The 19864-nt window shown below is 71.5% G+C and carries 18 protein-coding genes; 13 read left to right on the forward strand and 5 right to left on the reverse strand.

Going from position 1 to position 19864, the window contains the following annotated elements:
- From EDD27_RS09815 to EDD27_RS09825, 3 genes are read right to left on the reverse strand one after another with little or no spacing between them, the layout of a single operon-like run.
- Positions 1 to 960: a carbohydrate ABC transporter permease gene (locus tag EDD27_RS09815; RefSeq protein ID WP_127932114.1), complete on the reverse strand. Its 960-nt coding sequence runs from the start codon at positions 958 to 960 to the stop codon at positions 1 to 3.
- Positions 950 to 2269, reverse strand: a complete 1320-nt coding sequence (locus EDD27_RS09820; RefSeq protein ID WP_127932115.1) for an ABC transporter substrate-binding protein — start codon at positions 2267 to 2269, stop codon at positions 950 to 952. The genes EDD27_RS09815 and EDD27_RS09820 overlap by 11 nt, the downstream gene beginning before the upstream one ends.
- 49 nt (positions 2270 to 2318) lie before the next feature.
- The gene (locus EDD27_RS09825) at positions 2319 to 3635 is read right to left on the reverse strand and encodes an ROK family transcriptional regulator (protein ID WP_241563945.1); all 1317 of its coding nucleotides are present in this window, start codon (positions 3633 to 3635) and stop codon (positions 2319 to 2321) included.
- Between the two features lie 57 nt (positions 3636 to 3692).
- On the opposite strand from EDD27_RS09825, the gene EDD27_RS09830 reads away from it, so the two are divergent.
- The 3 genes from EDD27_RS09830 to EDD27_RS09840 are packed head-to-tail and all read left to right on the forward strand — an operon-like array spanning position 3693 to position 7830.
- Positions 3693 to 5819, forward strand: coding sequence for an alpha-N-acetylglucosaminidase (locus EDD27_RS09830; RefSeq protein WP_127932116.1), 2127 nt, complete (start codon positions 3693 to 3695; stop codon positions 5817 to 5819).
- An 8-nt stretch (positions 5820 to 5827) separates the two neighbouring features.
- Entirely contained in the window at positions 5828 to 6730 is a 903-nt protein-coding gene (locus tag EDD27_RS09835; RefSeq protein ID WP_127932117.1) for an N-acetylmuramic acid 6-phosphate etherase, read from the forward strand.
- A complete protein-coding gene (locus EDD27_RS09840) occupies positions 6727 to 7830 on the forward strand; it encodes a BadF/BadG/BcrA/BcrD ATPase family protein (protein WP_127932118.1) in 1104 nt (367 codons plus the stop codon). Before EDD27_RS09835 ends, EDD27_RS09840 begins: the two co-directional genes overlap by 4 nt.
- Here EDD27_RS09840 and EDD27_RS09845 read toward each other — a convergent pair.
- Positions 7781 to 8905: an NAD(P)H-dependent flavin oxidoreductase gene (locus EDD27_RS09845; protein WP_127932119.1), complete on the reverse strand. Its 1125-nt coding sequence runs from the start codon at positions 8903 to 8905 to the stop codon at positions 7781 to 7783. The two genes, EDD27_RS09840 and EDD27_RS09845, sit on opposite strands and share 50 nt — an antisense overlap.
- A gap of 120 nt (positions 8906 to 9025) precedes the next feature.
- Positions 9026 to 9688, reverse strand: a complete 663-nt coding sequence (locus tag EDD27_RS09850) for a DapH/DapD/GlmU-related protein (RefSeq protein ID WP_127932120.1) — start codon at positions 9686 to 9688, stop codon at positions 9026 to 9028.
- A 111-nt stretch (positions 9689 to 9799) separates the two neighbouring features.
- Here EDD27_RS09850 and EDD27_RS09855 point away from each other — a divergent pair, with 111 nt between their 5' ends.
- The 10 genes from EDD27_RS09855 (at position 9800) to EDD27_RS09900 (ending at position 19809) form a co-directional block, all read left to right on the forward strand.
- Entirely contained in the window at positions 9800 to 11464 is a 1665-nt protein-coding gene (locus EDD27_RS09855) for a CTP synthase (RefSeq protein ID WP_127932121.1), read from the forward strand.
- 52 nt (positions 11465 to 11516) lie between these two features.
- Positions 11517 to 12125 (forward strand): NUDIX domain-containing protein, encoded by a 609-nt coding sequence (locus EDD27_RS09860; RefSeq protein WP_127932122.1) that lies wholly within the window; start codon positions 11517 to 11519, stop codon positions 12123 to 12125.
- 15 nt (positions 12126 to 12140) lie between these two features.
- Complete coding sequence (locus EDD27_RS09865; RefSeq protein ID WP_127932123.1) at positions 12141 to 13046, forward strand: site-specific tyrosine recombinase XerD; 906 nt, start codon at positions 12141 to 12143, stop codon at positions 13044 to 13046.
- 123 nt (positions 13047 to 13169) lie between these two features.
- A complete protein-coding gene (locus EDD27_RS09870) occupies positions 13170 to 14105 on the forward strand; it encodes a ParA family protein (RefSeq protein WP_421917267.1) in 936 nt (311 codons plus the stop codon).
- Positions 14102 to 14920: a segregation and condensation protein A gene (locus EDD27_RS09875; RefSeq protein ID WP_127932125.1), complete on the forward strand. Its 819-nt coding sequence runs from the start codon at positions 14102 to 14104 to the stop codon at positions 14918 to 14920. Before EDD27_RS09870 ends, EDD27_RS09875 begins: the two co-directional genes overlap by 4 nt.
- A gap of 515 nt (positions 14921 to 15435) precedes the next feature.
- Positions 15436 to 16017, forward strand: a complete 582-nt coding sequence (gene scpB / locus EDD27_RS09880) for an SMC-Scp complex subunit ScpB (protein ID WP_127940595.1) — start codon at positions 15436 to 15438, stop codon at positions 16015 to 16017.
- Positions 16014 to 17930: a pseudouridine synthase gene (locus EDD27_RS09885; protein WP_241563948.1), complete on the forward strand. Its 1917-nt coding sequence runs from the start codon at positions 16014 to 16016 to the stop codon at positions 17928 to 17930. Before scpB ends, EDD27_RS09885 begins: the two co-directional genes overlap by 4 nt.
- 71 nt (positions 17931 to 18001) lie before the next feature.
- Complete coding sequence (gene aroH / locus EDD27_RS09890) at positions 18002 to 18361, forward strand: chorismate mutase (protein ID WP_127932126.1); 360 nt, start codon at positions 18002 to 18004, stop codon at positions 18359 to 18361.
- Positions 18362 to 18429: 68 nt separating this feature from the next.
- A complete protein-coding gene (locus EDD27_RS09895; protein ID WP_127932127.1) occupies positions 18430 to 19506 on the forward strand; it encodes a prephenate dehydrogenase in 1077 nt (358 codons plus the stop codon).
- A 123-nt stretch (positions 19507 to 19629) separates the two neighbouring features.
- Positions 19630 to 19809, forward strand: a complete 180-nt coding sequence (locus EDD27_RS09900) for a hypothetical protein (RefSeq protein ID WP_127932128.1) — start codon at positions 19630 to 19632, stop codon at positions 19807 to 19809.
- Positions 19810 to 19864: the final 55 nt, after the last annotated feature.

Raw genomic sequence — 19864 nt, forward strand, 5'->3', positions numbered from 1 at the left:
TCAACTCTCATCCCTGGTGAAGTATCGGACGGCGCTGACGACGGCGACCACGATGACGGTCAGCACGACGGCCAGCGCGCTGGCGCCGCCGATGTCGCCCTCGTTGAAGGCCAACCGGTAGACCAGCAGGCCGGGCACGTTGGTCTGACCCGCCGGGCCGCCGTTGGTGGTGACGAAGACGAGGTCGAAGCTGGCCAGCGCGGCGATCGTGGTGATGACGCCGGCGACGGTGATCTCCCTGCGCACGCCGGGCAGGGTGACGTGGCGGAACTGCCGGAACGAGCCCGCGCCGTCGAGCTTGGCGGCCTCGTACAGGGAGGGGTCGATCTTCTGCGCGCCGGTCAGGAAGAGCATCATGCACAGCCCGCTCATCACCCAGGTGCCGATGAGCCCGAGCGCGATCAGCGCCAGCTGGTAGTCGCCCAGCCAGGCGCGGGTGATCGCCCCCAGCCCCACCAGGTCGAGGAACTGGTTGACGACGCCGGAGTCGCTGTAGAGCCACCGCCAGGTGATGCCGACGGCGACGAGCGGCAGCACCTGGGGGAGGAAGAAGACGACGCGGAAGAACGTCATCCCCCGGCGCACCTTCCCCATCAGCAGCGCCGTCATGAGCAGCCCGACGCCGATGGGGATGAACGAGAAGAAGATGATCAGCACGAGGCTGTGCAGGATGGCCTCATATAGCGCCGAGTCCTGAAAAATCTCGACATAGTTGTCGAAGCCTGCCCAGGTCGCGGGCAGGATGCCGTCCCACGTCAGAAGGGACAGGCGCAGCGTGTTCAGCGCCGGCCAGATGGCGAATCCCAGGTACACCGCGAGCGCGGGCAGCACGTAGAGCCAGCCGCGCGCCCGTCGCCCGCGCCAGCGCGGCGGGCGCGTGGGCGCGTGGGCTGCCCGCCCCCCGCCGCGTGCCTCGTGGGCGCGCGGCGGGGAGACGGACGAGGTCAGCTCACGAGCCATGGTGGGCGTCCCACGACTCCTGCAGGGAGCGGAGGAAGGCGTCGGGGGTCATCTTGTCGTTGATGAGGCCCTGGATGCCGGGGGTCAGCTTGTCGATCATGCCGGGGGAGGCGAAGTCGGGGAACGGGACGATCCCGTTGTTCTGCGCCACTTGCGCGAAGACGGTCGAGATCTCGCCGCGCAGCCCTTGCGCGCCCAGCTCGGTCTTGGTGTCGACCGGCATGAAGCCGCCGTCGAACTCGATCTTGGCCGCTTCCGGCGAGCCCAGGTAGTCGAGGAACGCCGCGGCGACGTTCGGGTGCTTGCTCTTCGCCGAGATGGCGTAGGCGACGCTCGCGCCCGAGGCGACGTTCGCCGGCTTGTCCGCCGACTCCGTCGGCATGAGGAAGAAGCCGACGTCGTTCCCCATCTCGGTCTCCAGGGTGGAGGCGGCCCAGTTGCCGGTGATCAGGAACGCGCTGCCGCCCTTGGCGAAACTGGCCAGCGCGTCGGGGTCCGCCGTGGCGCTCGCCGAGCTGGAGATGTATCCCTTCTTCGCCCAGTCGGTCAGCAACTGGGTGGCCTTCTGCGCGGCCGGGGTCTCGATCGTCGAGCCTGGCTTGCCGTACACCCAGGACCGGTAGTCGTCGACGTCGCCGGTGACGTTGAGCAGCGCGTTCCACAGGTGGAACCCGCCGACCTGGAGCGCGCCGTTGCTCAGCGGGGTGTGGCCGGCGTCCTTCGCCTGCTTCATCGCCGCCTCGAACTCGGCCAGCGTCTTCGGCGCCGCCTTCACGATCTTCTTGTTGTAGAAGACGCCGAGCACGGAGAGCCCGCCGGGCACGGCGTACAGGCTGCCGGTCCCGAACTGCTTGGCCGACTTGTCGGAGCTGAGGACCTCGAGGCTGGCCGGAGGGAACTTGGTGTTCCAGCCGTACGCCTTGGACCACGGGCCCAGGTCCAGGATGAGGCCGGCAGGGACCAGGGAGTTCATCGCACCCGGGTTGTATTGGGCGATGTCCGGCGCCGCGTCGGACGACATCGCGAGTTTGATGGACTTGATGTAGTCGTTGAACGGCGTCATCTGGGGCTTGATGGTGACGTTGGGGTGCTTCTTGGTGAAGCCGTCGATGAGCGCCTTGGTCGGCGGGTCGTTGGTATAGGCGAGGGTGAGCGTCACCGGGTCGCTGGGGATGGTCGTCGATACGTCGACCTTCGGCGCCGTGTTCCCGGCCGGGCCACTGGTGCCCGCGCACGCCGTCAGGGTCAGTGCCGCCGTGACGCCCAGCGCCACGAGCGCGTGCCGCCGGGCTGGTGTCGTTATACGCATGACCTTTCTCCTCTATCGGGGGGTGGTGGCGTCGGGTCCTCGACGGGCCTCATGACGACCGGGTTCTCACCAGGCCGAACCTGGTGCGCTCGATCTCCTCCAGCGAGTGCAGCAGCGCCCCGTGGACGACGGCGTCCTCCTGGAGCGTCGAGACCTCCAGCGCCGGCTGGTCCAGCGGCTCGCGGGCCAGATGCCGCCGCAGCGCCGCCAGCAACGTCTCTCCGCATCTGGCCAAAGGGCCGCCGATGACCACGAGCCGGGGGTTGAGTATCGCCCTGATCACGGCGATGCCTTTGGCGAACCGGCGCGCCACCACGTCGATCGCCTCCAGAGCCGCCGGCCTGCCCTCGACGACGGCGTCCAGCACGGCCTCGAACGCACGCTCTCCGGCGGCCTCGATCCGGGCGCGGAAGACGCCGTCGCCCGCGCGTTCCGCCGCCGCCGCGGCCTGGCGCACGATTTCCTCGCCGCCCACCCGGTCCTCGAACGGTCCGAGGCCGTGCGGATGGCGGGTCCCGGAACGGCCGGCGTCCGCCCCGTCGGTCTCCGCCTCGTCGGTGAGCAGTCCCTCGGCGAACAGATCGAGGAAGCCGACGTCGCCGGCGTCGTTGGAGGCGCCGCGGTAGAGCTCGCCGTTGAGAACGATCCCGGCGCCGACGCGCTCCCCCCAGTGGACCATCACCAGCGAGTCCTCGCGTCGTCGCGCGCCTCGCCACCGCTCGCCCTGCGTCGCCAGCTTGACGTCGTTGTCCAGGTAGACCGGGCAGCCCAGCGTCTCGCGCAGCCGGCGCTGGAGGATGTCGCCGGCCAGTTCCGGCATGCTCGGGATGAGCTTGATGACGCCGGACGCCGGGTCGACGATGCCGGGGGTGCCCGCCGAGGCGAACCAGAGATCACCGGTCGTCAGGTCCGCCGCGCGCAGCGCCCGTGCCACCGTGGACAGGAGCGTCTCCACCACCTGGGACCCACCGGCATCGGGGCCGAGCTGCACGGCGTCGGTCGCGATGACCGAACCGGACAGATCCGCCACCGCCACGCGCGCGTCCTGCGGACTGATCGACAGGCCCAGCACATGGCCCGCCTCCGCCCGGAACCGCACGAGCTGTGCGGGCCGCCCCGCCCGGCGGGCGTCGCGCTCGAGGGGGCCGAACTCGACCAGGCCCTCCTCGGCCAGCGCGTTGAGGGCGCGGGTGACCGCCTGCCTGGACAACCCCACCGCCTTGGCCAGCGCCGACACGCTCATGCTGGTCTCGGCCCGCAGCTTGCTCAGGATCGCGGCCGCGTTGACCTCCCGCATGAACTGCGTGCCCGCGGCGACCAGCTGCTCCATGACCTCTCCGAGCCCTTCGTATCGATGTCCCGGCACGCTAGCATATTAATTATGTATCGTACGGAACTAATTCGTCGAGGGGTGTGACCTGTGATGTCGTCCGGCGAGCATGCGCCGCTGTGGGCGGACACCGTCCGCGGCCTCGCTCATCGTGTTCTCGGGCCCGTGGCGGAGTCGATCCGGTTCGCGGGCTCCGCCGCGCGCGACGGAGCCCGTGAGTACGCCTACGAGGCGAGGGACGGCGTGCTCACCGTCGCCGCGACCGATGGGGTGAGCGCCTCCGTCGCGCTGCACCACTACCTCCGGGAGCACTGCGGCATGTCCGTGGGCTGGGACACGGTGCTGCCCCTGCGGGTGACGTCGTTTCCCGACGCCCCGCTCCGCCACGCCTCGGCCCGCGTGCGTGAGGGCTATTACTTCAACTTCTGCACCTTCAGCTACACGATGCCCTACTGGGACTGGGCCGACTGGGAACGCGAGATCGACTGGATGGCCCTGCACGGCATCACCATGCCGCTCGCCGTCACCGGCCACGAGGCCGTGCTGCACGCCGCCTACTCCCTGCTCGGCCTGGACGACGACCGGATCCGCGGCTTCCTGGGCGGGCCGGGCTACCTGCCGTTCCAGTACATGGGCTGCCTGGACGACTTCGCCGGCCCTCTTTCCTCGTCCTGGATCGAGAGCCACCGCGAGCTTGGAGCGCGCATCCTCGACCGCGAGCGTGCCTTCGGCATGACGCCCGTGCTGCCGGCCTTCACCGGACACGTCCCCCGCGAGATCGCCTCGACGGCGCGAGCCGGCCGCCGCCAATGGCAGGGGTTCGAGACCTGGGTCCTCGACCCGGCCGACCCGCTGTACGAGCGCATCGGCGCCGAGATCACCCGCGCCCAGATCAAGCTCTTCGGCACCGACCACCTGTACGCGGCCGACCCGTTCATCGAGATGATCCCCATCGACGCCGACCCGGCCTTCCCCGGCGCCGTGGCGTCGGCGACGCTGGCCGGCCTGCGCGCCGCCGACCCGGACGCGGTCTGGCTCATGCAGGCCTGGCCGTTCTCCTACCAGCGGGACTTCTGGACCGAGGACCGCGTCATCGCCTTCCTGGACGCCATCTCGGACGACCGCATGCTCGTCGCCGACCTGTGGGCGGAGCACGATCCGCTCTGGGGTCGCTTCGACGGATTCTCCGGGAAACCCTGGTTGTGGTGCGCGCTGCTCAACTTCGGCGGCCGCACCGACCCGGCCGCCGACCTGCGCGGCGTTCCCGAAGGGATCGACGCGGCCCTGGCATCGCCGAGCCCGCCCGCCGGGCTCGGCCTGTCCATGGAGGCCACCCGCAACAACCCCGTCGTCTTCGAGCTGGTGACCGACCAGCTCTGGAACCGGGTCCCCGATCTCGACGCCTGGCTCGACGCCTTCGTGACCCAGCGCTACGGGGGACAGGGGACGGCCGGGCTGCGGGCCGCCTGGCGCGGGCTCCTGGACACCGTCTACGGCGCGCAGGGCGTGCGGATCGCTCCCGACCAGTTCCCGGGCGTGCTCACCACCAACCCCTCCTACGAGCGGACACCCGACGTGTCCCGTGCCCTGTGGTACCGGCCGGCCGTGCTGGCGCAGGCCTGGGAGCGGATGATCGAAGTGGCCGAGCAGGATCCCGGCCTGCTGGACGGGCCGCTCGGGCACGACCTCGTGGAGACCGGCATCGCCTACATGGCCAGGGCGGCCGACCGCCTCTACCTCGATGTCGTGGAGTCGGCGGGCGACCCGGAGCGGGTGGCCCGTTTCCTGAAGGTCTTCGAGGACCTCGACCGCATGCTGGCCTGCCGTCCCGAGTACACCTTCCAGCACTGGGAGGCCAAGGCCCTGTCGTGGGCCGCCGGGCCGGCCGACCGCGAGGTCCTGCGGGACAACGCCCGCCGCATCATCACGGTGTGGGGCACCGTGGACAGCCCCTTGCTCGACGACTACGCGGGCCGGCACTGGGCGGGGCTCGTCGGCGGTTACTACCGCGACCGCTGGGAGCTGTGGGCGCGAGGCCTCACCCGTGGGCTCGCCGGCGACCCCGCCGCCGAGACGGAGCTGCGCGAACGGCTCCGCGAGCGGGCCGAGACCTTCCTGCGGGACGGTGCGGCCCCGGCGCGGCCGGGTGACCTCGCCGCGGAGTCGCGCCGGCTGCTCGCCGCGTACGCGGGCGCACGGGAAGCGGAGGACGGACGATGAGGAGCACCATGAGCCAGGCAGTCCCGCCCACGGAACGCCGCAACCCCCGCACCACCGACATCGATACCCTGGAGTCCGGCGACGTCCTGCGGCTGCTGCTGGACGAGGACGCCCGCGCCGTCGAGGCCGTCCGCGCCGCCACAGGGCCGCTCGCCCTGGCCGTGGACGCGGCGCACCGGCGGCTGGCCGGAGGAGGGCGGGTGCACTACTTCGGCGCCGGCGCGTCGGGGCGGCTGGCGGTGCTGGACGCCACCGAGATCACCCCGACGTTCGGCGCGCCGCGTGAGCTGTTCACGGCCCACTTCGCCGGCGGGCCCGCCGCGCTCACCGACTCCTCCATCGATCGCGAGGACGCCGATACGCTGGGCGAGGCGGACGCCGAGACCCTCGGGCCGGGGGACGTGGCGGTCGGGATCACGGCGTCCGGCTCCACGCGATATGTCGCCGGCGCTCTCCGCGCGGCTCGCGCCGCGGGCGCCCTGACGGTGCTGGTCACCTGCAACCCGGACGCGCCGCTACGCGACCTGGCCGACATCGTCGTCGCCGCCGACACGGGTCCGGAGGCGCTGACCGGGTCCACCCGGCTCAAAGCGGGCACCGCGACCAAGGTGGTGCTCAACGCGTTCTCGACGGCGCTGATGATCAAGGCCGGGCGGACGTACGGGAATCTCATGGTCGGGCTCGTCGCCACCAACGCCAAGCTGGCCGAGCGCGCGGTGAGCCTGCTCGTGGAGGCGACCGGCGCCGGCGCGGACGCCTGCCGCACCGCCCTCGCCGAGGCGGACGGGGCCGTCCCGGAGGCGCTCGTGCGGCTGCTCACCGGCTGCTCCGCCGCCGAGGCCCGGGCCGCGCTCAGCGCCGGCCAGGGCGTGCGGGCGGCCGTCGCCACGCTCGGCGGGCACGCCGGATGAGCAGGACCGGATTCGCCGGCGTGGACGTCGGCGGCGGAGGGATCAGGGCACGGATCGAGGCCGGAGGGGGGATCGCCCACGGGGAGGACTCGGCGCCGGTGCCACGGGACGGGGGCCGCGTCGATCTCGACCGGCTCGCCGCCCGGATCGTCACCGTCATCGAGAACGCGACCCACGCCCGGCTCGGGATGGTCGAGAACGCGACCCACGCCCGGCTCGGGATGGTCGAGAACGCGACCCAGGTCCGGCTCGGGAGGCACGAGGCCGGTGCGGCGGGGCGGGACGCCCTGCCGGCTCTCGACCGGTTCGCCGGCATGGCGGTAGGGGTGACCGGGCTGCCCGGCCTGGTCAAGGACCCCGGCACGTTGTGGCGGGCGCTGGGGAAGCGGTTCGACCTGGACACGCTCGTGGTCGCCGGCGACATGGTGACGACACACGTGGGCGCGCTCGGGTTCCGGCCGGGGGTCGTCGTGGCCGCCGGCACGGGCGTCATCACGCTCGGCACCGACCTGGACGACGTCTGGAACCAGGCCGACGGATGGGGGCACCTGCTCGGCGACCACGGCGGCGGCGCCTGGGTCGGCATGCAGGGCCTGCACGCCGCCCTGCGTGCCCACGACCGCCGGGCCGGCGGCTCCACCGCCCTGCTCGACCGCATGACGGCCCGCTTCGGCGACCCCCTCGACCTGGTGGCGCTCGTCTACGAGTCGGGCTCCGCGGCACACCACCTGGCGTCGTTCGCGCCGTACGTGGCCGAGGCGGCCCGCGCCGGCGACCCGGTCGCCCGGCGGATCTGGACCGAGGCCGGCCGGCAGCTCGGCCACACGGCCGTCGCCGCCGCGGCCGCGCTCGAACCCGTCTTCTCCTGGGGCGGACGCCTCTTCGACGCCGCGGACCTGCTGATGGAGCCGTTCCAGGCGACCGTGCGCGAGTCGCTGCCCGGCGCCCGCTTCACACCGCCGCTGGGGACTTCGGCCGACGGCGCGCTCGCCCTGGCCAAGGCCGCCGCCGATGGCTCGGTCCGGCCGCGTCACCCGTTCCTGTACGTCTTCACTCGGACAGGCGAGACAGACGCTCCACCGCCTCGCCGAACTCGCTGATCATGTCGTAGACCACCTGGCGGGCCGGCTTCACCTGGTCGAGCTGGCCCACGACCTGGCCCACGTAGTAGTTGACCAGGTCCACCGCCCCCGGCTCGCCCTTCTCCGCCGCCGCCCCGATACGGGCCATCGCCCCCTCGGCCAGCAGGATCTGCAACGGCATGCCCAGCGGCCCCGGGCTCTCCGGTCCTGAGTCCCACTCCTCCGTCCAGGCCGACTTGAGCTGGCGGGCCGGCTTGCCCGTACGCGACCTGGACCTGACCGTGTCCAGGGACGAGGCGGCCAGGAGCTTGCGCTTGACCGCGGGCGCCGTCTCCGCCTCCTCCGTGGTCAGCCACACCGAGCCGCACCAGACGCCGTCCGCGCCGAGCGCCATCGCCGCCGCCATCTGCCGCCCCGACGCGATCCCGCCGGCCGCCAGCACCGGCACCGGGGCCACCGCGTCCACCACCTGCGGCACCAGCACCATCGTGGCGATCTCGCCGGTGTGCCCGCCCGCCTCGGTGCCCTGCGCGACGATGAGGTCCGCACCCGCCGCCACCTGCCTGCGGGCGTGCTCGACCGTGCCGACCAGCGCGGCCACCGGCACGCCCGCCTCCCTGGCCTTCGCCACCATCTCCGGCGGCGGCGGGCCCAGGGCGCTGGCGAGCAGCCCGATCGGGTGCTTCAACGCCACATCGATCAGCCCCGTCGCGCCCGCGGCCGTCACCCGCCGGCCGAGCTCGTCCGCCGCCGCCGTGAGGGGCTGAGCGGGCGCGCTCACGCCGTACTTGCCCAGCAGGTGCGCGACGAAGTCGCGGTGCCGGTCGGGGATGTGGTCCAGCAGGTGCACGCGGCGGTCCAGCGCCGAGTCGTCGATCTTGCCGGGTACGAGCACGTCCACGCCGTACGGCCGGCCGCCCACACGCTCGTCGATCCACGTCAGCTCGGTGTCGAGCTCCTCCGGTGAGTACGCGATCGCGCCCAGCACCCCGAACCCGCCCGCGTTCGTGACCGCCGCCACCACGTCCCGGCAGTGGCTGAAGGCGAACAGGGGGAACTCGATGCCCAGGCGCTCACAGATGGCGGTCCGCATGACACGACGCTATCCGGCAGAACCTTGTTCGGTCCACCCTCCGCCGTCGTCCGCCCACGTGATTGTGGCGCCCGTGACGGCCCCCTGCCCCGGGGCGGTCCGGCACGGGGACAGCGGTGTTCAGGGGGCGGCAGGCTGGGCGTCGACGGTCAACGGGAGGCCGGGCGTGTGCCAGCCCAGCTCCGGCGAGAAGCCGCGCACCCGCTTGGCGGGCACCCCGGCGACCACGCTGTGGTCGGGGAACTCCCCGCGGACCACCGCGCCACCCGCCACCACGCACTGGCGGCCCAGCGTGGTGCCCGGCAGGATGATCGCGCCCGCGCCCAGCCATGAGCCCGAGCCGATCGAGACCGGGCTGTTGCGCGGCCACTGCCGGCCGATCGGAACGTCCGGGTCGTCGTAGACGTGGTTCTGGTCGGTGATGTAGACGTACGGGCCGGTGAAGACGTCGTCGCCGATGTCGATCGACTGGTGGGCCACGACGTGCGAGCCCCGGCCGATCGAGCAGCCGCGGCCGATGCGCAGGATCGAGTCCGGGCCGAGGTCAGCGCCGGGCATCATGCCGCACGAGAGCGACACGCGCTCGCCGATCAGCGTGTGGTCGCCGATCTCGATCCACTCCTCGCCGAAGATCGCGCCCGGGGGGAACGCGATGCTGACCCCGTCGCCCAACCGGCGGAACCGGTAACCCGCGGGCGAGGCCGGAGAAATCGCGCCGGCGCGCCGGATCGCCGTGTAGGTACGGTGAATCAGCGTGCCCACGGCCCGCCGTACAAGTGACATAAGTGCCAAAGTTACCGCTAGGTCCATGCTGTTCGGGCATGTGAGGGGCGTTGTTTGATATCCTGAGAGCCCGTGGACACTTCGACCACACCTCGAGCCACGGGAGCCCCTTTGCGCAGCGCATCGCAAACCAAGCATCTGTTCGTCACCGGCGGTGTCGCCTCCAGTCTCGGCAAGGGGCTCACGGCATCCAGCCTCGGTCGCCTCCTCAAGGGACGCGGTCTCCGGGTCACCATGCAGAAGCTCGACCCGTACCTCAATGTCGACCCCGGGACCATGAACCCGTTCCAGCACGGCGAGGTGTTCGTCACCGACGACGGCGCCGAGACCGACCTCGACGTCGGCCACTACGAGCGGTTCCTCGACACCGACCTGCACGGCTCGGCCAACGTCACCACCGGGCAGATCTACTCCAACGTCATCGCCAAGGAGCGGCGGGGCGAATACCTGGGCGACACCGTCCAGGTCATCCCGCACATCACCAACGAGATCAAGGACCGCATCAGGGGCATGGCCGGTCCTGAGGTGGACGTGGTCATCACCGAGGTCGGCGGCACGGTGGGCGACATCGAGTCGCTGCCGTTCCTGGAGGCCGTGCGGCAGATCCGGCACGAGGTGGGGCGCGACAACGTGTTCTTCCTGCACGTGTCGCTGCTGCCCTACATCGGGCCCTCCGGGGAGCTCAAGACCAAGCCGACCCAGCACAGCGTGGCGGCGCTGCGCAGCATCGGCATCCAGCCGGACGCGATCGTGCTGCGGTCCGACCGGCCCGTGCAGACGGCGATCAAGCGCAAGATCAGCCTCATGTGCGACGTGGACGAGGACGCCGTGGTCTCCGCGGTGGACGCCGCCTCGATCTACGACATTCCGAAGGTGCTCCACTCCGAGGGGCTCGACGCTTATGTGGTGCGGCGGCTCGGCCTGCCGTTCAGGGACGTCGACTGGAAGGAGTGGGAGGAGCTCCTGCGCCGCGTGCACCGCCCGGCCAAGGAGGTCACGATCGCGCTGGTCGGCAAATACATCGACCTGCCCGACGCGTACCTGTCCGTGACCGAGGCCCTGCGGGCCGGCGGGTTCGCCAACGACGCGCGGGTCAACATCCGCTGGGTCAAGAGCGACGACTGCGAGACGCCCGACGGCGCCGAGCGCGAGCTCGACGGCGTGGACGGCGTGCTGATCCCCGGCGGGTTCGGCGTACGCGGCATCGAGGGCAAGATCGGCGCCATCCGCCACGCCCGGGAGAACAAGATCCCGCTGCTCGGCATCTGCCTCGGCATGCAGGGCATGGTCATCGAGGCCGCCCGCAACCTGGCCGGCATCGAGGACGCCAACTCCGCCGAGTTCGACCCCGACACCAAGCACCCGGTCATCTCCACCATGGCCGACCAGGAGGACGTCGTCGCCGGCGAGCGGGACATGGGCGGCACCATGCGCCTGGGCATCTACACCGCCAAGCTCGGCGAGGGCACGCTCGCCCGGCACCTCTACGGTGGCAAGGCCAAGGCCGACGAGCGGCACCGTCACCGCTACGAGGTCAACAACGCCTACCGGGAGCAGCTGGAGAAGGTCGGCATGGTGTTCTCCGGTGTGTCGCCCGACGGCCGCCTCGTCGAGTACACCGAGCTGCCCGTCGACATCCACCCGTTCTTCATCGGCACCCAGGCGCACCCGGAGTTCCGCTCCCGCCCGACCCGTGCCAACCCGATGTTCAAGGGCCTCATCAACGCCTCCCTGATCTACGCCGACGGACGCGTGGGGGCTAAGGTCGGCCCGTGAGGATGCCTGGGGCGACGTGTGTGACCGACGAGGACCGGAAGCGAGTGCGACCATGATCGAAGACACGCCCGAGGCGTGGGAGGTCGTCGAGTCGAAGGAGCGGTTCGAGGGTCGCGTCATCCGCGTGGTCACCGACACCGTCACGATGCCCCGCGACGAGGTCGCCGACCGCGACTACGTGGTGCATCCCGGCGCGGTCGCCGTGCTGGCCCTCGACGACCAGGACCGCGTCCTGATGATCAGGCAGTACCGTCATCCCACCCGGCAGCTGATGTGGGAGCTGCCGGCCGGGATCCGAGACGTCGAAGGCGAGCCGCTCGTGGCGGGCGCGGCCCGGGAGCTAGCCGAGGAGGCCGGATACCGGGCCGGGACCTGGCACACGCTCATCGACCTGCGCACGTCGCCCGGCATGAGCGACGAGCGTATCCGGGTCTTCCTCGCCCGCGACCTGACCAAGATCCCCGACGAGGAGAACGGCTTCGTCCACCGGCACGAGGAGATCGACATGCCGGTCGAATGGGTGCCCCTGACCGACGCGGTCGAGAAGGCGCTCATGGGAATGATCCACAATTCCCCGGCCGTGGCCGGTATCCTCGCCGCATATGCGGCTTCGGTCGAGGGATTCAATTGCTTGCGCCCCGCCGACGCCCCGGAGGCGTGACGGAAGGACCGGTTCGTGGAGGCAGTGCTCTCCAGCTACCTCGCCCATCTGGCGGTGGAGCGGGGCCTGGCCGCCAACACGCTCGCGTCCTACCGTCGTGACCTACGCCGTTACTTCGAGCATCTGCAGGCGCGCGGTCGCGCCGAACTCGACGAGGTGGGGGAGGCCGACGTCCAGGCCTTCCTCGCCGCGTTGCGCGAGGGTGACGGCGAGCACCCCGCGCTGGTCGCCAGCTCGGCAGCCCGCGCCGTGTCCGCCGTGCGCGGGCTGCACCGTTTCGCCTTGCGTGAAGGCGTCACCGCCCACGACCCCGCCCACCAGGTGCGCCCGCCGCGTCAGCTCCGCAGGCTCCCCAAGGCCATCGCCGTGGACGAGGTCGAGCGGCTCATCGCCGCCTCCGGCCCTGACGGCGCGCCCCTGACGCTGCGCAACCGCGCCCTGCTCGAAGTCCTCTACGGCACCGGCGCCCGCATCTCCGAAGCGGTCGGGCTGGCCGTGGACGATCTCGAGGACGACCAGGTACGCCTGCGCGGCAAGGGCGGCCGGGTCAGGGTCGTGCCGCTCGGCCGCTACGCCCGTTCCGCGCTGGACGCGTACCTCGTGCGCGCCCGGCCCGGGCTGCTCGCCCACGGACGCGGCACCCCCGCCGTCTTCCTCAACGCCCGCGGCGGGCGTCTGACCAGGCAGGGAGCGTGGGAGGTGCTGCAGGCTGCCGCCGAACGCGCCGGACTCGACGGGATAAGCCCACACGTTCTCCGGCATTCCTTCGCAACTCATCTCTTGGACGGCGGCGCGGACGTTAGGGTGGTGCAGGAGTTGCTCGGCCACGCCTCCGTGACGACCACTCAGGTCTACACCCTGGTCACGGTCGACAAGCTCCGCGAGGTCTATGCCGCGGCGCACCCGCGGGCCCGGCAGTGATCTATAGTCTTTTGCGACGTGCGGCGTCCTCGGCGTGCCGCCTTGCCGCGTTTAGTGGTGACGCCATAGTGTCCGTCCGGACGGTCCGGTTCGGGATCGTCAGGGAGGTTCGAGCTGGTGACTGTGACGACCAAGGGTTCTACCCCGGGGACCCCCGACAACCCCTGGGGCGACACGAAGACCAACGCGCCTTCCAATGGCGTCAACCTAGGGCCGACGCAACGGCCCCGGCCGGTGTTCCCTGAACCGGTGCCCCCAGACGTGCACGGACCCGCGCGCGTGGTCGCGATGGTCAATCAGAAGGGCGGGGTCGGCAAGACCACGACCACCATCAACCTGGGCGCCGCGCTGGTCGAATACGGCCTCAAGGTGCTGCTGGTCGACTTCGACCCGCAGGGCGCGCTCTCCGTCGGGCTGGGCATCAACCCGCTCCAGCTCGACCTGACCGTCTACAACCTGCTCATGGAGCGCGGCGTCACCGCCGAGGACGTGCTGCTCGAAACCGGCGTCGAAGGGCTCGACCTGCTGCCGAGCAACATCGACCTGTCCGCCGCCGAAGTGCAGCTCGTCACCGAGGTCGCCCGCGAGCAGGTGCTCGGCCGCGTGATCAAGCCGCTGCTGCCGCACTACGACGTGTGCCTCATCGACTGCCAGCCGTCCCTGGGCCTGCTCACGATCAACGCGCTGACCTGTGCTCACGGGGTGATGGTGCCGCTGGAGTGCGAGTTCTTCGCGCTGCGCGGCGTGGCGCTGCTCATGGACACCATCTCCAAGGTCCAGGAGCGCCTCAACGAGGACCTCGAGATCGAGGGCCTCCTCGCCACCATGTACGACGCCCGCACCCTGCACGGGCGCGAGGTGCTCGCCCGCGTGGTGGAGGCGTTCGGCGACAAGGTGTTCCACACCGTGATCAACCGTACGGTGCGCTTCCCCGACGCCACCGTCGCCGGCGAGCCGATCACCACGTTCGACCCGTCGTCCCTCGGCGCCAACGCCTACCGTGAGCTGGCCCGCGAGGTGCTGGCGCGCTGGCCGGCGCCTGCGACAATGTCCAGGTGACCAACGCTGAGCAGAGCGAACCCCAGGGCTTCCAGGTCCACCTGGATGTCTTCGAGGGACCCTTCGATCTGCTCCTCGGCCTCATTGCCAAGCACAAGCTCGACATCACCGAGGTCTCGCTCTCCAAGGTCACCGACGAGTTCATCGCCTACATCCGCTCGCGGGGCCCCGAGTGGGACCTCGACCAGACCAGCCACTTCCTGCTGGTGGCCGCCACGCTGCTCGATCTTAAGGCGGCCCGGCTGCTGCCGTCCGGCGAGGTGGAGGACGAGGAGGACCTGGCGCTGCTGGAGGCCAGGGACCTGCTGTTCGCGCGGTTGCTGCAGTACAAGGCGTACAAAGAGGTCGCGAAGATCTTCGCGGGGCGGATGGCGGAGGAGGCGCTGCGTTTCCCGCGTACTGTGCCGATGGAGCCGCAGTTCGCCAACTTGCTGCCCGAGCTGGTGCTGGGCATCGGGCCCGAGCAACTCGCCAAGATCGCCGCACGTGCCTTCACCCCCAAGCTGCCGCCCACCGTGAACGTCGGGCACATCTACCAGCCGCTGGCGAGCGTCAAGGAACAGGCGGCGCTCCTGGTCATGCACCTGCGCCGGCTGCGGCGGGCCACGTTCCGTGCGCTCGTGTCCGACTGCGAGGGCACCTACGAGGTCATCGCGCGGTTCCTGGCGGTGCTGGAGCTGTTCCGGGAGTCGGCGGTGACCTTCGAGCAGGTGGAGCCGCTCGGGGACCTGCACGTGACGTGGACGGGCTCCGACGAGGGCGACGTCGCGGTGGGGGACGACTACGAGGAATCCGCGGAGAAACCAACGCAATGACTGACAACCCCAACCCGCTGCCCAACCCCCGCCAGTCCCCGGACTCCGGACCCCCGCTCCCCGCCTGGATGACCTTGCCCGGCTCCCTCGTCCAGCCCTCCCCCCGCCTACCTGGGGATGACACACCGGCCGCCGAGACCGATGCGGTGTCGGAGGATGCGCCGGTGGCCGAGGCTGATGCGGTGTCGGAGGATGCGCCGGTGGCCGAGGCTGATGCGGTGTCGGAGGATGCGCCCGTTTCGGGCGTCGAGCCGGACGTGGTCGCTCCGGCCGCCGAACCGGATGCCGATCCTTCGGCCACGGTCCCTGAGGCGGCATCGTCGGCCGCCGACGCGGAAGCCGACTCTTCGGCTGTGATCCCTGAGCCGAGGTTCTCTGGTGCTGGGTCGGCGGAGCCCGGCGCAACGGGTGCGGCCGGGGGCGCGGGCGAGGGTGAGGACGCCGGCCTCGTCGCGACCGGAGCATCGGAGGACGACGGCGCCCAGGCATCGGAGGACGACGGCGCCCAGGCATCGGTGGACGACGGCGCGCAGGCATCGGAGGAGAGTGCTGGGGGGCCGACGCTGGAGGCGGCGTTGGAGGCCATCCTGCTGATCGTCGACGAGCCTGTGGCCGAGGTGACGCTGGCGCAGGTGCTGGAGCGGCCCACCCATGAGGTGGCCGCGGCCTTGCGGGGGCTGGCGGCGGAATACACCGCCGCCGGACGGGGTTTTGACTTGAGAGAAGTTGCGGGCGGCTGGCGGTTCTACACACGTGCCGACTGCGCGCCGCTGGTCGAGCGATTCGTACGCGATGGCCAGCAGACGCGGTTGACCCAGGCCGCGCTCGAAACACTCGCGGTCGTGGCCTACCGGCAACCGGTGAGCCGCGCCCGCGTCGCCGCCGTGCGCGGCGTCAACAGCGACGGCGTCATGCGGACGCTCGTCGCCAGGGGGCTGGTCGAAGAGGCCGGCACCGACCCGGAGAGCCAGGCCGTGCTCTACCGGACAAGCTCATACTTCCTTGAACGTCTGGGACTGCGGGATCTCAGCGAGCTTCCTGAGCTCGCCCCCTTCCTCCCCGACGACGTGGAAAATCTCGAGGAGACAACAAAGTGATCAACAGGCGAAGCACCCCGTCCGGTGATGGACGCGGTCGTGGACGTACCGGCGGCTCGGGCCGTAGTGCCGGCCGCGGCGGACGTCCCGCCTTCCGCTCCGACCGTGACGACTCCCGGAGCGGTTCCCGTGACGACTTCCGTGGCGGCGCTCGACGTGACGACCGCGACCGTGGATACGGCCGCGACTCCGCGGGCGACGCACGCCCTTCCCGCGATTCGCTCCGCGCCGACCGGTCCGGCACCCGCTCCCGGTACGGCAGGCCTGGCGACGGCCGGGAGGATCGCAACAACGCGCCTGCTGACCGCGACTCCCGGTCCCGTGGGGACCGGGACGACCGCTACTCGCGTGGGGACCGAGAGGACCGGTACCCGCGTGGGGACCGCCCCGAGGCTTCCCGCGGCGAGCGGGAAGGTTACCGTTCGGATCGCCCCCGCGACGAGCGTGGCGGCTATGGCGCCCAGCGTCGTGACGACCGAGGCGCCTACGGCGGCGACCGTCGCGGTGAGCGCGGCGGTTACGGCGCTGCCCGGCGTGACGAGCGCGGCGGTTACGGCGCTGCCCGGCGTGACGAGCGCGGCGGTTACGGCGCTGCCCGGCGTGACGAGCGCGGCGGTTACGGCGCTGCCCGGCGTGACGAGCGCGGCGGCTACGGTGCCGACCGGCGTGACGAGCGCGGCGCCTCTGGCGGCGACCGTCGCGGTGAGCGCGGCGGTTACGGCGCCGACCGGGGCGGGTTCCGCGCCGACCGCACCGGCCGCAGGGACACGGACCGCACCGGCCGCGGCAGGACGACCGACTCCAGCGGACGCGGAGACAGAGAAGCCCGCTACACCGGTCGCGACGGCCGGGAAGCCGGCTACGCCGGTCGCGACGGCCGGGAAGCCGGCTACACCGGTCGCGACGGCCGGGAAGCACCGCGCCCGTCGCGTGGCGGCGCGGAGGACTTCGGACCCCGTGCCGAGGCCTCGACGCGCGCCCGTTACGGCAGGCGGGACGGCGACGGCCGTACCGCCGCGCGGGACGCCCGCACCGGCGGCCGCGCCCCCCGACGCGACGACGTCCAGACCGTCGGCAAGAGCTACGGCAGCCCGCAGCGGGACCGGATCAAGGCGGCCCGCCAGCCCATCAGGGACCGCGACCTCTACCCCGAGGGCTACACCGACGAGCGTGACACCACCGAGGTGCCGAACGGCGTACGGCTGCAGAAGGTGCTCGCGCAGGCGGGCGTGGCCAGCCGCAGGGCCTGCGAGGAGATGATCGGCGAGGGCCGCGTCACCGTGAACGGGCAGGTCGTACGGCGCTTCGGCGCCAAGGTCGATCCCGCGACCCAGGTCATCCACGTGGACGGCAAGCGCATCCCCACGGCCCCCGACCTGGTCTACTACGCCCTGAACAAGCCCATCGGCGTCGTGTCCACCATGGACGACCCGCAGGGCCGCCCGTGTCTGGCGGACTTCGTGCAGGAGCTGGCCCCGCGCCTGTTCCACGTGGGCAGGCTCGACACCGAGACCGAGGGCCTGCTGCTGCTCACCAACGACGGCGAGCTGGCCAACCGGTTGACGCACCCCAGCTACGGCGTGCAGAAGAAGTACTGGGCCAAGGTGCCCGGGCCGATCCCGAGGGACCTGGGGCGCCGGCTCAAGCAGGGCATCGAGCTGGAGGACGGCCTCGCCAGAGCGGACAGCTTCAGCATCGTCCAGGAGCACGGCCAGCAGGCGCTCGTCGAGATCGTGCTGCACGAAGGGCGCAAGCACGTCGTCAGGCGCATGCTGGAGGAGGCCGGGCACCGGGTCATCGACCTGGCCAGGATCGAGTTCGGCCCGGTGAAGCTGGGCCGTACCAAGCCCGGGACCGTACGCGCGCTGAGCCTGAAAGAGGTCGGCGAACTGTACGCGGCCGTAAAGCTGTAATCTGGCCGGAACGCAGGAGCCCGTGCGAATCTCCGCACGGGCTCTCCCGCTATGAGAAGGGGACTAACCAGATGGTGCGGGCGATCCGCGGGGCGATTCAGGTGGACGCCAACGATCGTGACTCGATCATCGAGGGCACGACCGAGCTGGTCAGCGCGATCATGGAGCGCAACCGGCTGACCACGGACGACGTGATCAGCGTGCTGTTCACGGCGACGCCCGACCTGACGGCCGAGTTCCCCGCGCTGGCGGCGCGGAAGCTGGGCTTTCACGAGGTGCCGCTGATCTGCTGCACCGAGATCGACGTGCCGGGCGCGCTGCCGCGCGTGGTGCGCCTGATGGCGCACGTCGAGACCGATCGCCCCCGGGCCGAGATCCAGCACGTTTACCTGCGCGGCGCCGTGGCGCTCCGGCAGGACATCGCGCAGTAAGCCGCCGGCAAGCAGAACCAGAGACACTCACTTCACCCCCCAACGGCCCGACATATCAGGACACTGAGATGGAACTACGTACCGTGCTCGTCGTGGGCACCGGTCTGATCGGCACCTCCGCGGCGCTGGCGCTGCGTAAGCGCGGCGTGCGCGTCCTGCTGGCCGACCGCGACCAGGGAGCCGTACGGCTGGCACGGGAACTCGGCGCGGGGGAGGAGTGGGACACCCGCCAGAAGGCGGACCTGGCGGTCATCGCGGTCCCTCCGGCCCACGTGGCGTCCGAGTTGCTGGAGTTGCAGCGGGACGGTGTGGCGAGGTTCTACACCGACGTCGCCAGCGTGAAGGCGGAGCCCATCAACCGCGCCACGCAGCTCGGCTGCGACCTGGCCACCTACGTCGCCTCCCATCCGCTGGCCGGCCGTGAGAAGTCGGGCCCCGGCGCCGCGCGCGACGATCTGTTCCTGGGCCGCCCGTGGGCGCTCTGCCCCACCGGGGAGGCCCACCCCGACGCGAAAGCGGCCGTGCTGCGGCTGATCGAGCTGTGCGGGGCCAACCCGGTCGAGGTCAACGCCGAGGAGCATGACCGCGCGGTGGCCGTCGTCTCCCACGCGCCCCACGTGACCGCCTCCGCCGTGGCCGCGCGGCTGGCCGACGCCACGGACGTCGCGCTCGGCCTGGCCGGGCAGGGGGTACGCGACGTCACCAGGATCGCCGGCAGCGACCCCGGGCTGTGGCTCGGCATCCTGTCCGGCAACGCCACCCCGGTCGCCGAGGTGCTCGAGGCCGTCGCACACGACCTTGCCGAGGCCGCGACCGCGCTGCGCGCCTTGGCCGAGGGCGACGGCACCGCCACGGGCGAGCTGACCCAGCTGCTCAAGCGCGGCGTCGCCGGCCACGACCGCATCCCGGGCAAGCACGGCGGCCCGGCCTCCGCCTACGCCGTCGTCCAGGTCGTCATCGGCGACCGGCCCGGCCAGCTCGCCCGCCTCTTCCAGGTGTGCGACGAGGTGGGGGTCAACGTCGAGGACGTGCGCCTGGAGCACGCGCCCGGGCTGCCCCTGGGCATCGCCGAGCTGTCCGTTCAGCCCGACGCCGCCACCTCCCTCACCGACGCCCTGCGCGAACGCGGCTGGCAGGTCCCCTAGGACCGCGGCCGCCCGCTGTCCGCGCGGCCGGGCCGCGGCGCTGTGGCGCCGGGCCTTCGGAGGATCCGGCGGAGGCGCTGAGCAACGCGGCCCTGCTGGAGCCATTGTGGACACGAAAAGACGATGACGCTGCTTGCCCACTACGTCGACCTCAAGGCCGGGGGCAAGCCGGTGGCCGGCAAGAGCGCGGTCGAGATGTACAAGGTGGGCTGGACCGACGCCAGGCCCGCCGTTCCCGCCGCACGCCAGCCCCTTTCCACGTCACTTCTGAAGGGCCCTCCGCCGACGTGCGGAGGGTGGTGAAGGAGTGCAGGCCCGGGGGTGCACGGGACCCTCGGAACGTGGTGCCGGCCCGGGA

The organism is Nonomuraea polychroma (assembly GCF_004011505.1).
In the GTDB taxonomy this organism is placed as follows: Bacteria; Actinomycetota; Actinomycetes; order Streptosporangiales; family Streptosporangiaceae; genus Nonomuraea; species Nonomuraea polychroma.

Coding starts and splice junctions, on each gene's coding strand:
- EDD27_RS09835 (WP_127932117.1), top strand. CDS start 5,828: ATGAGCCAGGCAGTCCCGCCCACGGAACGCCGCAACCCCCGCACCACC.
- EDD27_RS09860 (WP_127932122.1), top strand. CDS start 11,517: ATGATCGAAGACACGCCCGAGGCGTGGGAGGTCGTCGAGTCGAAGGAG.
- aroH (WP_127932126.1), top strand. CDS start 18,002: ATGGTGCGGGCGATCCGCGGGGCGATTCAGGTGGACGCCAACGATCGT.
- EDD27_RS09845 (WP_127932119.1), bottom strand. CDS start 8,905: ATGCGGACCGCCATCTGTGAGCGCCTGGGCATCGAGTTCCCCCTGTTC.
- EDD27_RS09830 (WP_127932116.1), top strand. CDS start 3,693: ATGTCGTCCGGCGAGCATGCGCCGCTGTGGGCGGACACCGTCCGCGGC.
- EDD27_RS09895 (WP_127932127.1), top strand. CDS start 18,430: ATGGAACTACGTACCGTGCTCGTCGTGGGCACCGGTCTGATCGGCACC.
- EDD27_RS09820 (WP_127932115.1), bottom strand. CDS start 2,269: ATGCGTATAACGACACCAGCCCGGCGGCACGCGCTCGTGGCGCTGGGC.
- EDD27_RS09900 (WP_127932128.1), top strand. CDS start 19,630: ATGACGCTGCTTGCCCACTACGTCGACCTCAAGGCCGGGGGCAAGCCG.
- EDD27_RS09850 (WP_127932120.1), bottom strand. CDS start 9,688: ATGTCACTTGTACGGCGGGCCGTGGGCACGCTGATTCACCGTACCTAC.
- EDD27_RS09840 (WP_127932118.1), top strand. CDS start 6,727: ATGAGCAGGACCGGATTCGCCGGCGTGGACGTCGGCGGCGGAGGGATC.
- EDD27_RS09815 (WP_127932114.1), bottom strand. CDS start 960: ATGGCTCGTGAGCTGACCTCGTCCGTCTCCCCGCCGCGCGCCCACGAG.